The sequence below is a fragment of the Micromonospora globbae genome, assembly GCF_003610785.1.
Taxonomy (GTDB): Bacteria; Actinomycetota; Actinomycetes; order Mycobacteriales; family Micromonosporaceae; genus Micromonospora; species Micromonospora globbae.
Genome location: NZ_RAQQ01000001.1, coordinates 162,277 through 175,907, shown reverse-complemented (window position 1 = coordinate 175,907; position 13,631 = coordinate 162,277). Strand labels below are relative to the sequence as shown.

Below are 13,631 nucleotides of genomic sequence, written 5' to 3'. Positions count from 1 at the left end.
TGCAGGCACCTCCGGCTATTGCCAGTGACGCAGGACACAGCCTAGAGTACGAAAGCGCTTTCGTAAGCGCTTTCGGCCCGGAGCAAAGGAGCGTCCGAGCATGACCACCCGGATGACGACAATGAGATGGGCGACGGCGTTCGGCGCGACGATGGTGCTCGCGCTCGCCGGTTGCAGTGGGGGTGACGACGGTGGTTCGTCCTCCGACGATCCGATCGTGGTCGGGATCTCGCTGCCACTCACGGGAGACTTCTCCGAGCCCGGCAAGGGCGTGCAGCGCGGCTACCAGGCCTGGGCGAAGATCGTCAACGACAAGGGCGGCCTGCTGGGCCGCCAGGTCGAGCTGAAGATCCTCGACGACCAGTCCAACGCCGACCGGGTCGTCTCCGACTACGAGCAGCTCATCGGCCAGGATCAGGTGGACATCGTGGTCGGTCCCTTCTCGACCCGGCTCGTCGTGCCGGCCGCCCGGGTCGCCGAGGAGTACGGGATGCTGTTCGTCGAGCCCGCCGGCGCGGCGAAGGAGGTCTTCGAGCAGGGCTTCAAGAACCTGTTCTACGCCGCCCCGGCCGTGGCCGACGACCACTACAACCACCTCGCCGAGTACATCCTCGGGCTGCCGGCGGGTCAGCGGCCCGCCACGGCCGCGTACGCCGCCATGGACGACCCGTTCGCCCAGGGCACCGCGTACGGGCTGAAGAAGAAGCTGGAGGAGGGCGGCGTCCGCACGGTCGTCGACGAGGTGTACCCGCCCAACACCACGGACTTCAGCGGCATCGCCGCGAAGATCGCGTCCTCGAAGGCGGACATCGTGGTCGGCGGCTCCCAGTACCAGGATGGCGTCAACCTCATCGTCGCCCTCCAGCAACTGGACTACCAGCCGAAGCTCGCCGCGTTCTCGACGGCGCCGACGAGCCCCGAGTTCGCCGCCGCGATCGGCAACAAGACCGAGGGGATCCTCGCGCCCACCGGCTACACGCAGAAGGCGCCGTACCCGAGCAACGTCGAGTTCGTCGAGAAGTACACCGCCCAGTTCGGCTCGCCGCCGGAGGAGGACGAGGCGAACGCCTACACGACCGGCCAGGTCGTCGCGGCGGCCGTCACGGCGGTGGGCTGCGCCGAGCAGGGCGAGTGCCAGCAGAAGCTCGTCGACTGGGTGCGGAACAACACCGTGGAGACGGTCGTCGGCCCGCTGAGCTGGGACGCCACCGGCAAGCCGCAGGGCGCCCACATGATCCAGCAGTGGGTCGGCGGCGAGATCCAGATCGTGCTCCCGGCCGACGCCAAGGAGACCGACATCGTCTACCCGAAGCCGGCCTGGTAGGCGCCGATGTCCTCTGGCGCGCTGATCTTCCAGAGCGTCGTCCTGGGCGTGCTCCTGGGCGGGCTCTACGCCCTGCTGGCCTCGGGCCTGACGCTCTACTTCGGCATCATGCGGGTCGTGATGATCGCCCACTCGGCGTTCCTCATCCTCGCCGCCTACCTGGCCTGGTGGTCACACACCCGGCTGGGCGTCGACCCGCTGCTCTCCCTGGTCGTGACGGTGCCGCTCTTCTTCGGGGCGGGCGTGCTGCTCCAACGGCTGCTGCTGTCCCGGCTGCGACCGGCGACGCTCACCATGATGTCGGTGCTGCTGACCTTCGCCATCGCGGTCGTCATCGAGGGGCTGCTCGGGTACGCGTTCACCGGCACCCAGCGGCGCATCCAGCTCGGCTACGGCGCGGCGAACCTGGAACTGTTCGGCGCCCGGATCGCCGTGGTCAAGCTCATCGCGTTCGGGCTCGCCGCGGTCGCGCTGCTGACGCTCTACCTCCTGCTGAAGAAGACCACCTTCGGCTGGTCGCTGCGCGCCACGATCCAGCACCGCGACGCGGCCCGCCTCGTGGGGATCGACACCGACCGCGTCGCGGGCTACGGCTTCGGCATCGGCCTGGCCACCGCGGCCGTCGGCGGCACCGCGCTGGCCCTCGACACCACCATCTACCCGTCCCTGCACTGGCACTGGATCGGGCCGCTCATGGCCATCATCGTGGTCGGCGGGCTGGGCAGCGTGCCCGGCGCCGCGGCCGCCGCCATGCTGCTCGGCCTCACGCAGAGCCTGCTGCAGATCCCGCTCAACACCACCTGGGCGCAGACCATCTTCTACCTCGCGCTCTTCGCCACGCTGGCGTTCCGCCCGCAGGGATTCTTCGGAGGCCGGCTTGCCCAGCGCTTCTGACCTCACCCGCACCGCCGTCCGGCCGGGGTTCACCCCGGGCCGGGTGGCCCGGGGCGTCCTGCTGGTGGCGCTCGTCGCCGCCGTCGCGTCGTTCCCGTCGCTCGCGCCGAACCCGTACATCCTCTCGGCCGGCATCGTCGTGCTGAACTACGCCCTGCTGTCGACCTCGTGGAACTTCGTCGGCGGCTTCACCGGCTACATCTCGCTCGGGCACGGCGCCCTGGCCGGGCTCGGCGCGTACGGCACGGGCCTGCTCGTCACCCGGGCCGGCGTGCCGAGTTTCCTGGCCCTCGTGATCGCGGCCCTCGCCGTGGCGGCGCTCGCCGTGCCGATCGGCTACGCGGCGCTGCGCGTGCGCGGCGCCTCGTTCGTCATCGTCTCCATCGCCCTGGTTCTGGTCCTGCTGCTGGTGTTCCAGAGCTGGGCGTCGTTCACCGGCGGGTCCCGCGGCCTGACCGTGCCGCGCCCCTTCCCGGACCTGCTGCGACCCGAGCACCACCGGGTGTTCTGGTTCCTCTTCGCCGGGCTGCTCGCCGTCGCGCTGCTGGCCTGGTGGCTGATCGACCGCTCGCGGTTCGGTCTCGGGCTCAAGGCGATCCGCGAGGACGAGGACAAGGCCGAGTCGCTGGGCATCCCCACGTTCGCGTACAAGCTGGTGGTCTTCGTGGTGTCGGCCGGTTTCACGGCCGCCGCCGGCGGCCTCTACGCGCTCTGGTTCGGGGACCTCGACCCGGTCTTCCAGTTCTCGATCCTGACCGGCTCCTACATGGTGCTCATGGCGCTGCTCGGCGGCGTACGCACGCTGTTCGGCCCGCTGCTCGGCGCGCTGGTGGTCGGCACGGCGCTGGAGTACTTCAAGGTCGAGTACGGCAACACGCCGCTGCACCTGGTCGCCACCGGCCTGCTGCTCGCGCTCGTCGTGCTGTTCATGCCCGACGGCGTGCTACCGGCGCTGGCCGCCGGGCTCGACCGGTTCCGTCCGGCGCAGCAGTCGATCCGCGAGGTGACGGCGGCCGAGCTTCGCGAGCAGCGGGAGCGCGACGCCGCCTCGCCCGAACTGGCCGGGGCCAGCCCCGGCGCACCGTCGACGAAGGAGCGGCCATGAGCGAGCGTGGCGAGCGAATCATCGGGCACTGTGCGGTGGAGTCTCGTGGCGGCGCCGACCGGAGGGAGGCGGCGGCATGAGCGAGCGTGGCGAGCGAATCATCGGGCACTGTGCTGTGGAGTCTCGTGGCGGCGCCGACCGGAGGGAGGCGGCGGCATGAGCGAGCGTGGCGAGCGAGTCATCGGGCACTGTGCGGTGGGGTCTCGTGGCGGCGCCGACCGGAGGGAGGCGGCGGCATGAGCGAGCGTGGCGAGCGAATCATCGGGCACTGTGCGGTGGAGTCTCGTGGCGGCGCCGACCGGAGGGAGGCGGCGGCATGAGCGACGAGAGGGGGGCGCTGCGCACCGAGGGGTTGACCAAGGCGTTCGGGGGCGTGGTGGCCCTCGACGGCGCGAGCGTGGCCTTCCAGCACGGCCGGGTCAACGCGCTCATCGGCCCGAACGGCTCCGGCAAGACGACGTTCTTCAACTGCGTCACCGGCATGATCCGGGCCGACTCGGGCCGGACCACCTACCGGGGCCGGGACATCACGCGCGCCGCGCCGCATGCCGTCGCGCACGCCGGCATCGGCCGCACGTTCCAGCTCTGCCGGGTGTTCCCCCGGATGTCGGCCCTGGACAACGTACTCGCCGCCGTGCGACCGTCCGGTCTGCTCGGGCAGCTGCGCGGCGCCCGCGGCCGGGCCGAGGTCGACCGGGCGCGCGGCTGGCTGACCCGGCTGGGCATCGAGCACCTCGCCGACGTGGAGGCGCGGAACATGTCCTGGGGCCAGCAGAAGCTGCTGGAGCTGGCCGGTGTGCTCATGAGCGAGCCGGAGACCGTGCTGCTCGACGAGCCGGCCGGCGGGGTCAACCCGGCCCTGCTCGACCGCATCGGCACCCTCGTGCGGGACCTCAACGCCGAGGGGCGGACGTTCGTGATCGTCGAGCACAACATGGACCTGGTGATGAGCATCAGCGACCACATCGTGGTCTTCGACCGGGGCCGCCCCATCGCCGAGGGGCCGCCGTCGGTCATCCGCTCGGACGAACGCGTGCTGGGAGCCTACCTTGGCGTCTGAGATCGAACTCGTCGACATCCAGGCCGGCTACGGGCGCGCGGCCCCGGTGCTGCGCGGCCTGTCCGTCGCCGTGCCGGCCGGCACCATCGTCTGCCTGGTCGGCCCGAACGGGGCCGGCAAGTCCACCGTGCTGAAGGTCGCGAGCGGACTGCTCAAGCCCCGCTCGGGACGGATCCTCGTCGGCGGCCGGGAGATCACCGGCCAGGGTCCGCAGGCGATGCTCGCCGCCGGGGTCGCGCACGTCCTGCAGGGCCACAGCGTGTTCCGCGAGATGACGGTGGCCGAGAACGTGCTCCTCGGCGGGTACACGCTGCGGGACAAGGCGTTCCTGGCCCGCCGGGTCGAGTTCGTCAAGGAGCTGTTCCCGGTGGTGGCGCAGCGGTGGGACAGCCTCGCCGGACTGCTGTCGGGCGGGCAGCAGAAGCAGGTCGAGTTCGCCCGCTCGCTCATGGTGGACCCGAAGGTCGTGCTGCTCGACGAGCCGTCGATGGGCCTGGACCCGAAGGCGACCGCCACCGTCTTCGAGCAGGTCGTGCGGATGCGCGACGCCGGCACGGCCGTCCTGCTCGTCGAGCAGAACGCCCGTCGGGCGTTGGAGACCGCCGACCTCGGGTGCGTCCTCGACCTCGGCCGGGTGCACATCTCCGGCCCCGCGTCCGAGCTGCTGGCCGATCCGCAGCTCGGCGAGCTGTACCTCGGCGGACGGCCCGCCGAGCCGCCCGTCACCCCGAAGCGCTGACCCACGGCACCACCGCACCACCGACATAGCGAGGTCCGGCCCGTCCGGTAAGCGCTTACCGGCACCGGACCGACGAGGTTCGTGGCACGAGAGAGGTGTACGCGATGTCGAGAGCACGACGCGCCGCCGCCGCCACCGCCGCCGTCGTGGCGGCCGGGGTGCTGGCGGGTGCCGCGGCGCCACCCGCGTCGGCCGGCGGATCCGGCCCGCGCGACGTCCACCCGTCCCTACGAGACAACCTGGTCGCCTTCTACGACTTCGACCATCCCGTGCCCGGCGACGAGGCGCTGGAGCGGGACCGGGGCCGGTCCGGCACGGAGATCGAACTGGTCAACGGAGGGGCCGACATGCGGGTACGCGACCGGGCGTACCCGGGCAGCGGCCGGGCCCTGCAGACCCGGCAGGTCTCGCCGACGGTCGCCGGGAACGACGACTGGAAGGCCGGCATCTACTCGGCCAGCGGCGTGCGTACCCTGCGCGCCTTCAACGCGGTGGACGGCACGACGGTCATGGGCTGGTTCAAGGTCGAGATGACCGAGCCCCGACCCAACTCCAACACCGCCAACCCCGACGACCGGTACAACGCGATCGGGCTCGCCGGCGTCCTGACCGGCGACTCGGACGGCCACGGCGTCCGCGCGCTGCTGGAGCTCATCGACGTGAACGGTGAGCTGCGGCTGGTCGCCCTCGGCCGGCGGCTCGACGGCGGCAACTCCCAGACGTTCGCGGCGGCGCAGGACTGGCGCACGCTGCTGCCCGCGGGGCAGTGGGTGCACCTCGCCGCGACGTTCGACTTCGGCGCCGGCACGATGGCGCTCTACCGCGACGGCCAGCCACTGGCCGGTTTCTACACCCGCACCGACGACCCGTGGCTGGTCGCCGGCCCCGGTCCGCACGTCACCACCGCCTCCGACCCCCGGGGCATCAAGATCGGCGGCAGCTACCCGCAGGACACCCGCGAGCAGAACCCGTGCGACTGCCGGATGGACTCGCTGATGTTCCTCGACCGCGTGCTCTCCGCGCGCGAGGTCGAGCGGCAGTACCGGCACATGGCCCGCGGGCGCTGACCCGCGACCGCCAACCCACCACCCACCCGTCCCCCCCGAGAATGGAGTGACCTGTGCGCATCTCCACTCGCCGCCCGCGCAGATCGGTGACGACGGCCGCGCTCGCGACCGCCGCGCTCGCCCTCTCGCTGGTCGCCGCGGCGCCCGCCCGGGCCGCCGACCCCGTCTACGACCCGATCCCCGAGGTGCCGACACAGAGCCGCCTCGGGCTCGTCCTCACCGAGTACGCCTCGTTCCCGAAGTCCGAGCCGACCCCGGCGCCCACCGACACCCGGCTCATGCGGCACGCCCGCATCAACACCATCATGGAGATCCCCGACGGCTCGGGCCGCCGGGCGGTGCCCGACCTCAACGGCAAGCTCTACGTCGTCCAGGGTGGCGTCCCACACGTCTACCTCGACGTGGCGGCGACCTTCGCCCCCAAGTTCTTCTCCGGTCGCGGCCTCGGCCAGGGCTTCGGCTACGTGGCCTTCCACCCCGACTTCGCGTGCAACGGCAAGTTCTACACCGTCCACACCGAGCAGGCGTCGCTCGCCACCGAGGTGCCCGACTGGTCGCAGAGCGGCACCATCTACCACGGCATCATCACCGAGTGGACGGCCGACGACCCCGCCGCCGACACGTTCTCCGGCACCCGCCGGGAGGTGCTGCGTCTCGGCTTCGGCGGCCAGGTCCACGGCATCCAGGAGATCAACTTCAACCCGACGGCGAAGAAGCGCGACCCGGACTACGGGATGCTCTACATCGCCGCCGGTGACGGTGGCCTCGGCGTCCGCAACAGCGACCCGCAGAACCTCGCGCTGCCGCACGGCAAGCTGCTGCGGATCGACCCGCTGGGCACCAACGCCGCGAGCGGGCGGTACGGCATCCCGCCGTCCAACCCGTTCGTCGGCCGGCCGGACGTGCTCGGCGAGATCTACGCGGTGGGCTTCCGCGACCCGCACCGGTTCAGCTGGGACCGGCAGACCGGGAAGATGTACCTCGGCCACATCGGCGAGCACGCCATCGAGGCCATCTACGAGGTACGCGCCGGCGACAACTTCGGGTGGAGCGAGCGCGAGGGCCAGTTCGTGTTCGACAAGACCTCGACGCGCCCCTGCGACAAGCTGTTCCCGCTGCCCGAGGACGACGAGCGGTACGGGTACACCTACCCGGTCGCCGCGTACGACCACGACCCGGCGCCGGGCTGGAACTGCACCTCCGACGTCGGCGTCGCGGTGGCCGGCGGCTTCGTCTACCGGGGGCGGGACGTGCCGGCGCTGCGCGGCAAGTACGTCTTCGGCGACCTGGTCGACGGTCGCGTGCTCTACACCGAGGCGAAGCAGATGCGGCGCGGTGCGGGGCTGGCGCCCATCCACCGGCTGGCGCTGTTCGACGCCGACGGCACCCCGGTGCGGATGCAGGACCTCTCCGGCCCCGGCGCGCCGGGCGACCCGAACCGCGTCGACCTGCGGTTCGGCACCGACGCGCGCGGTGAGCTCTACATCCTGGCCAAGGCGAACGGAAAGGTCTGGAAGGTGACCGGTACGCGGCAGTTCGCCGCCGGGAAGCCCGGGACGACCACGGTCCGGGACACCATGCGGCCCAGCAACTGGGCGCCGGTGACGCCGTCGAAGTGGCGGTTCACCGGCAAGGAGGTCGTCCTTGCCGAGGCCGGCGAGCAGCGGCCCGGCCCGCGCCGCCCGTTCGAGTACGCCGTGCTGACCGCCGGCCCGGAGTTCGGCGCCGTCGACATCACGGCCGAGGTGCGGTTGGACACTCCGGTCGAGGTCACCAACCGGGACGTGATCATCGTGTTCGGCTACCGCTCGGACACCGAGTTCTACTACGCGCACCTGTCCACGGACAACACGATCCTGCCGCACAACGGCATCTTCAAGGTTGACAACGCCGACCGGGAACGCATCGACCACCAGTGGAACGGGCGCTCCCGTGGTGCGGCACCGGCCGTCGTGGACGCGGACTGGCACACCGTGCGGGTGCGTCACCTGCCGGCGACCGGCGAGATCGCCGTCTACGTCGACGGGGCGAAGAACCCGCTCATGACCGCCCGGGACACCACGTTCACCTCGGGTCGGGTGGGCTTCGGCTCCTTCGACAACATCGGGCGGCTGCGTGACCTCACCGTACGCGGCACCCCGGCGGCCTGACGCCGTCGTGACCGGACACGGGCAGGGGAGCGGCGGCACGTCCGCCGCTCCCCGCCATCCCGGCGGCGGGCGCGGTGGTGGGTCAGGCCGGCAGGCGCGGCGTGCTGGCGCGGACGACCACCTCGCCGGCCACCCGGCGCAGGCGGGGGCGGTCGGCGCCCTCGTCGAGGGCCAGCCGGACGGCCAGTGCGCCGATCTCCTCCAGCGGGATCCGCACGGTGGTCAGCGCGGGGCTGACGTCCCGGAGGGTCGCGATGTCGTCGAACCCGGCGACCGCCATCCCGGCGGGCAGGTCGACACCCCGGTCGCGGAGGGCCGCCATCGCGCCCACGGCCATGACGTCGTTGACGGCGAACACGCAGCTGACGTCGGGTTCCTCGTCGAGCAGGCGCTGCATGGCCGCGTAGCCGCCGTCGCGGGTGAACGGCCCGGGCACGACGTGCTCCGGGGCGAGGCGGCCGCCGCGGTGGGCCACCGCCTCGCGGAAGCCGTCCACCCGTTCCGCGGCGGTGAGCAGGTCGGCGGGGCCGGCGAGCACGGCGAACCGCCGGTGCCCGAGGTCGTGGAGCGTGTGGCCGAGGTCGCGCGCGCCGGCCCGGTTGTCGATCGAGATGGTGTCCACCGGCAGGCGGGGCTGGCTGACGGCCACGGCCCGCCCGCCCTCGGCCTCGAACGCGGCGAGTTCCTCGGCGAGCCGGTCGGTGGCGGCCCGGTCGTCGGTGCGGCTGCCGACCACGATGACCACGGTGGCCCAGTGCCGCCGGAACGCGCCCACGTAGTCGGTCTCGGCCCCCGGCCGGTGGCCGGTGCTCGCCATGGTGACCAGCAGGCCGTGCGTCTCGGCCTCGCGCATGACCCCGGCCGCCACGGCCGAGAAGTACGGGTCGGCGATGTCGTGCAGGGAGAGGCCGATGATCCGGGTGCGGCGGCGGGCCATCGCCTGGGCGTGGGCGTTGGGGGAGTAGCGCAGCTCGGCCGCCGCGCGCAGCACCCGTTCGCGCAGCGCCTCACCCACCACGCGGTTGGCGCTGCCGTTGAGGGCGCGGGAGGCGGTGGCCAGGGAGACGCCGGCGCGGCGTGCCACGTCGTGCAGCGTGACGGAACCGGTCACGACAGGTCCTTCCGCAGACGCCGGTGTGGATTCGTCCGCCGCCAGCCTAGGAACTCGCCGATCAGCGCGTCAAACGTCGGTGACCTGCGCTTCCGCGTCCCGCGTCGCCGGGTTTCCGGCCCGGGTCGCGGCGGCCGGGCTCGGGTCTTGCACCCCCGGCGCGCTCTGCCATACCGTTCCGGTAAGCGCTTTCCCAAGGAGGTCCGTCGATGGGCGGTCGCAAGCTCGGCGTGGTGATGAACGGGGTGACCGGTCGGATGGGATACCGGCAGCACCTCGTCCGATCCGTCCTCGCCATCCGGGAGCAGGGCGGTGTGACGCTCGCCGACGGCACCCGCGTCCAACTCGAACCCCTGCTGGTCGGCCGCAACGCCACCAAGCTGCGCGAGATCGCGCGGCGGCACGACCTCCCACGATGGACGACCGACCTGGACGCCGCGCTGGCCGACGCCGACTACCCGGTCTACTTCGACTCCCAGGTCACCCAGGTACGCGAGAAGTCGCTCATCCGGGCGATGGACGCCGGCCGCCACGTCTACACCGAGAAGCCGACCGCCGAGTCGCTGACCGGGGCGCTCGACCTCGCCCGCCACGCGCGCCGGGCCGGGGTGAAGAACGGGGTGGTGCACGACAAGCTCTACCTGCCCGGCCTCGTGAAGCTCAAGCGGCTCGTCGACGGCGGGTTCTTCGGCCGGATTCTGTCGGTGCGCGGCGAGTTCGGCTACTGGGTCTTCGAGGGCGACTGGCAGCCCGCGCAGCGTCCGAGCTGGAACTACCGCGCCCAGGACGGCGGCGGCATCGCGCTGGACATGTTCCCGCACTGGAACTACGTGCTGGAGAACCTCTTCGGCCGGGTGCGGGCCGTCACGGCGCGGGTCGTCACGCACATCCCGCACCGGTGGGACGAGCAGGGCCACCGCTACGACGCCACGGCCGACGACGCGGCGTACGCCATCTTCGAGCTCGACGGCGGGATCGTCGCGCAGGTCAACTCCTCGTGGGCCGTCCGGGTCAACCGGGACGAGCTGGTCGAGTTCCAGGTGGACGGCACCGAGGGCAGCGCGGTGGCCGGGCTGCACCGGTGCCGGGTGCAGCACCGGGCCGTCACCCCGAAACCGGTGTGGAACCCGGACCTCGTGGAGACCCAGCGCTTCCGCGACCAGTGGCAGGAGGTGCCGGACAACGCCGTGCTGGAGAACGGTTTCAAGGCCCAGTGGGAACAGTTCGTGCGGCACGTCGTCGAGGACGCGCCGAACCCGTACGACCTGCTCTCGGGCGCCCGCGGCGTGCAGCTCGCCGAGGCCGGGCTGCGCTCGTCGCGGGAGGGCCGCCGCGTCGAGCTGCCGGAGCTGACGGCGTGAGCGCGGTCGTACGCCTGCCGCGTCCCGACGGGACGGTGGAGGAGCGGCGGCTCTCCGGGCCCGCCGACTGGCCGCGCCCGGCCCGGCCCCTCGCCTCCCGGGTCGCCTTCGCCGCCGCGCACGTGGTGGCCGACCCGCTCGGCGACAACACCCCCGGCGCGCCGGCCGCCGTGGACTGGGAGGCGACCCTCGCGTTCCGGCGGCACCTGTGGTCGTACGGGCTGGGCGTGGCCGAGGCCATGGACACCGCGCAGCGCGGCATGGGGCTGGACTGGGCCACCACCCGGGAACTCGTCGCGCGCAGCGCGGCCGAGGCCCGCGCGGTCGGCGGGCGCATCGCGGCCGGCGCGGGCACCGACCACGCCCCGGCCGACCTCGCCTCCCTCGACGACGTGACGGCCGCGTACGCCGAGCAGATCGAGGTCGTGGAGGCCAGCGGCGCGCAGGTCATCCTCATGGCCAGCCGCCAGCTCGCGCGGATCGCCCGCGGCCCGGAGGACTACGCGAAGGTGTACGGGCGGCTGCTCGACCAGGTGTCCCGACCGGTGATCCTGCACTGGTTGGGGCCGATGTTCGACCCGGCGCTGCACGGCTACTGGGGCTCACCCGAGGTGCCGGCGGCCACGGCGGCGCTCCTCGACCTGATCGGCCGGTACCGAGGCCGGGTCGACGGGGTGAAGGTGTCGCTGCTCGACGCGGAGCACGAGCGGGGGCTGCGGGCGGCGCTGCCGTCCGGCGTACGCCTCTACACCGGCGACGACTTCCACTACCCGGAGCTGATCCGCGGCGACGGTGTGCACCACAGCGACGCCCTGCTCGGGGTGTTCGCGGCCATCGCGCCGGCCGCCTCGGCCGCGCTCCAGGCCCTCGACGCGGGCGACCCGGCGCGGTACGACGCCGTCCTCGCGCCGACCGTGCCGCTGGCCCGGCACATCTTCACCGCGCCGACCTGGTACTACAAGACCGGCATCGCGTTCCTCGCGTGGCTCTGCGGCCACCAGCCCGGCTTCACCATGGTGGGCGGCCTGCAGAGCGGCCGGTCGGTGGTGCACCTCGCCGAGCTGGCCCGGCTCGCCGACGACGCGCGGCTGCTGCCCGATCCCGACCTCGCCGCGGCGCGGCTGCGCGCGTTCCTCGACGTCGCGGGGGTGTCCCGGTGACCGGCGGCGCGGCGGTGACCGGCGACGTCGCCGTGGACGTGCCGTCGGGCCGGCCGGCCGCCGTGCCCACCCCGCGTCCGGGCGACCCGCGGCTGGCCCGGCTGTCGCTGAACCAGAAGACCACGGACCGGTGGTCGGTCGCCGAGGCGGTCGCCGGCTGTGTCCGGGCCGGGCTGCCGTCGATCGGGCTCTGGCGCGAACCCGTCCAGGCGATCGGGGTGCCCGCCGCCGCCCGCCTCGTGGCCGACGCCGGTCTGCGGGTGTCCTCGCTGTGCCGGGGCGGGTTCCTCACGGCCGCCGACCCGGCGCGGCGACGGCGGGCGCTCGACGACAACCGCCGCGCCGTCGACGAGGCCGCCGAGCTGGGCGCGGCCTGCCTCGTCATGGTGGTCGGCGGCCTGCCCGAGGGATCGCGCGACCTCGCCGGCGCGCGGGAGCGGATGGCCGAGGGCATCGCCGAGCTGGCGCCGTACGCGGCCGGCCGGGGCGTACGGCTGGCCCTGGAACCGATGCACCCGATCTTCTGCGCCGACCGGGGTGTGCTGTCCACCCTCGGGCAGGCTCTCGACCTCGCCGAGCGGTTCCCCGCCGAGCAGGTCGGTGTCGTGGTCGACACGTTCCACGTCTGGTGGGACCCGGACGTGCTGGGCCAGATCCGGCGCGCCCGGGGCCGCGTCGCGAGCTTCCAGGTCTGCGACTGGATCACGCCGCTGCCGCCGGACGCCCTGCTCTCGCGCGGCATGATGGGCGACGGGCACATCGACTTCCCGCTGCTGCGCCGGGCCGTCGAACAGGCCGGCTACGCCGGCGACGTCGAGGTGGAGATCTTCAACGCCGAGGTGTGGGCGGCCGACCCGGACGCGGTGGTGGCCACGCTGGCGCGCCGGTACGTCACCCACGTCCTGCCCGACTGAGCGGCCCCTCAGAGGACCTGGGACAGGAAGCGGCGCAGCCGGGGGTGCTCCGGCGTCTCGAAGATCGCGGCCGGCTCGCCGGCCTCCAGCACCACGCCGCGGTCCATGAAGGCCACCGTGTCGGCGACCTGCCGCGCGAAGCCCATCTCGTGGGTGACCACCACCATGGTCATGCCGCCGGAGGCCAGGTCGGCCATCACGCCGAGCACGCCCTTGACCAGCTCCGGGTCGAGGGCGCTGGTCGCCTCGTCGAAGAGCATCACCTGCGGTTGCAGCGCCAGCGCCCGGGCGATCGCCACCCGCTGCTGCTGCCCGCCGGACAGGTGCCCCGGGCGGGCGTCCGCCTTGCCAACCAGGCCCACCAGCTCCAGCTGGGCCCGCGCGATCGCCACCGCCTCGTCCTCGGGCAACTTCTTGATCCGCCGCAACGCCAGGGTGACGTTGCGCAGGACGCTCATGTGCGGGAACAGGTTGAACTGCTGGAAGACCATGCCGACCCGCTGCCGCAGGGCGTCCGGGTCGTCGGCCAGCACGCTGCGGCCATCGAGGAGCACGTCGCCGCGGTCGGGCTCGATGAGGCGGTTGATCGTACGCAGCAGCGTCGACTTGCCGGAGCCGGACGGCCCGATGACGCACGCCGTCGCGCCGCGCGCCACGGTGAGGTCCACGCCCCGCAGCACCCGGTTGGCGCCGAAGGCCAGGTGGACGTCGCGCACGCCCAAACTGACCGACGTGGTGGTGTCGAT

At 72.8% G+C, this 13,631-nt stretch carries 12 protein-coding genes; 10 read left to right on the top strand and 2 right to left on the bottom strand.

The window, feature by feature from the left end:
* Positions 1–100 precede the first annotated feature (100 nt).
* The 7 genes from D7I43_RS00755 (at position 101) to D7I43_RS00725 (ending at position 8,339) form a co-directional block, all read left to right on the top strand.
* Entirely contained in the window at positions 101–1,324 is a 1,224-nt protein-coding gene (locus tag D7I43_RS00755) for an amino acid ABC transporter substrate-binding protein (RefSeq protein WP_240032726.1), read from the top strand.
* Between the two features lie 6 nt (positions 1,325–1,330).
* Positions 1,331–2,218, top strand: coding sequence for a branched-chain amino acid ABC transporter permease (locus D7I43_RS00750; protein WP_120326381.1), 888 nt, complete (start codon positions 1,331–1,333; stop codon positions 2,216–2,218).
* The gene (locus tag D7I43_RS00745; protein WP_240032725.1) at positions 2,202–3,323 is read left to right on the top strand and encodes a branched-chain amino acid ABC transporter permease; all 1,122 of its coding nucleotides are present in this window, start codon (positions 2,202–2,204) and stop codon (positions 3,321–3,323) included. The genes D7I43_RS00750 and D7I43_RS00745 overlap by 17 nt, the downstream gene beginning before the upstream one ends.
* A gap of 316 nt (positions 3,324–3,639) precedes the next feature.
* Positions 3,640–4,383, top strand: a complete 744-nt coding sequence (locus D7I43_RS00740; protein WP_120326380.1) for an ABC transporter ATP-binding protein — start codon at positions 3,640–3,642, stop codon at positions 4,381–4,383.
* The gene (locus D7I43_RS00735) at positions 4,373–5,122 is read left to right on the top strand and encodes an ABC transporter ATP-binding protein (protein ID WP_120326379.1); all 750 of its coding nucleotides are present in this window, start codon (positions 4,373–4,375) and stop codon (positions 5,120–5,122) included. Before D7I43_RS00740 ends, D7I43_RS00735 begins: the two co-directional genes overlap by 11 nt.
* A 104-nt stretch (positions 5,123–5,226) precedes the next feature.
* Entirely contained in the window at positions 5,227–6,189 is a 963-nt protein-coding gene (locus D7I43_RS00730; RefSeq protein WP_120326682.1) for a LamG-like jellyroll fold domain-containing protein, read from the top strand.
* Between the two features lie 53 nt (positions 6,190–6,242).
* Entirely contained in the window at positions 6,243–8,339 is a 2,097-nt protein-coding gene (locus tag D7I43_RS00725; protein ID WP_120326378.1) for a PQQ-dependent sugar dehydrogenase, read from the top strand.
* Positions 8,340–8,421: 82 nt separating this feature from the next.
* Here D7I43_RS00725 and D7I43_RS00720 read toward each other — a convergent pair whose 3' ends face one another.
* Entirely contained in the window at positions 8,422–9,450 is a 1,029-nt protein-coding gene (locus D7I43_RS00720; protein ID WP_120326377.1) for a LacI family DNA-binding transcriptional regulator, read from the bottom strand.
* Positions 9,451–9,659: 209 nt separating this feature from the next.
* On the opposite strand from D7I43_RS00720, the gene D7I43_RS00715 reads away from it, so the two are divergent.
* The 3 genes from D7I43_RS00715 (at position 9,660) to D7I43_RS00705 (ending at position 12,885) form a co-directional block, all read left to right on the top strand.
* On the top strand, positions 9,660–10,811 hold the full coding sequence (locus tag D7I43_RS00715) for a Gfo/Idh/MocA family protein (RefSeq protein ID WP_120326376.1): 1,152 nt from the start codon (positions 9,660–9,662) through the stop codon (positions 10,809–10,811).
* Positions 10,808–11,971 carry a dihydrodipicolinate synthase family protein gene (locus tag D7I43_RS00710; protein ID WP_120326375.1) on the top strand — a complete coding sequence of 388 codons (1,164 nt, stop codon included), beginning with the start codon at positions 10,808–10,810 and terminating at the stop codon, positions 11,969–11,971. Before D7I43_RS00715 ends, D7I43_RS00710 begins: the two co-directional genes overlap by 4 nt.
* Positions 11,972–12,063: 92 nt before the next feature.
* Positions 12,064–12,885, top strand: a complete 822-nt coding sequence (locus D7I43_RS00705; protein WP_204985129.1) for a sugar phosphate isomerase/epimerase family protein — start codon at positions 12,064–12,066, stop codon at positions 12,883–12,885.
* A gap of 8 nt (positions 12,886–12,893) precedes the next feature.
* Here the strand turns inward: D7I43_RS00705 and D7I43_RS00700 are convergent, their stop codons facing one another.
* Entirely contained in the window at positions 12,894–13,631 is a 738-nt protein-coding gene (locus D7I43_RS00700) for an amino acid ABC transporter ATP-binding protein (RefSeq protein WP_120326680.1), read from the bottom strand.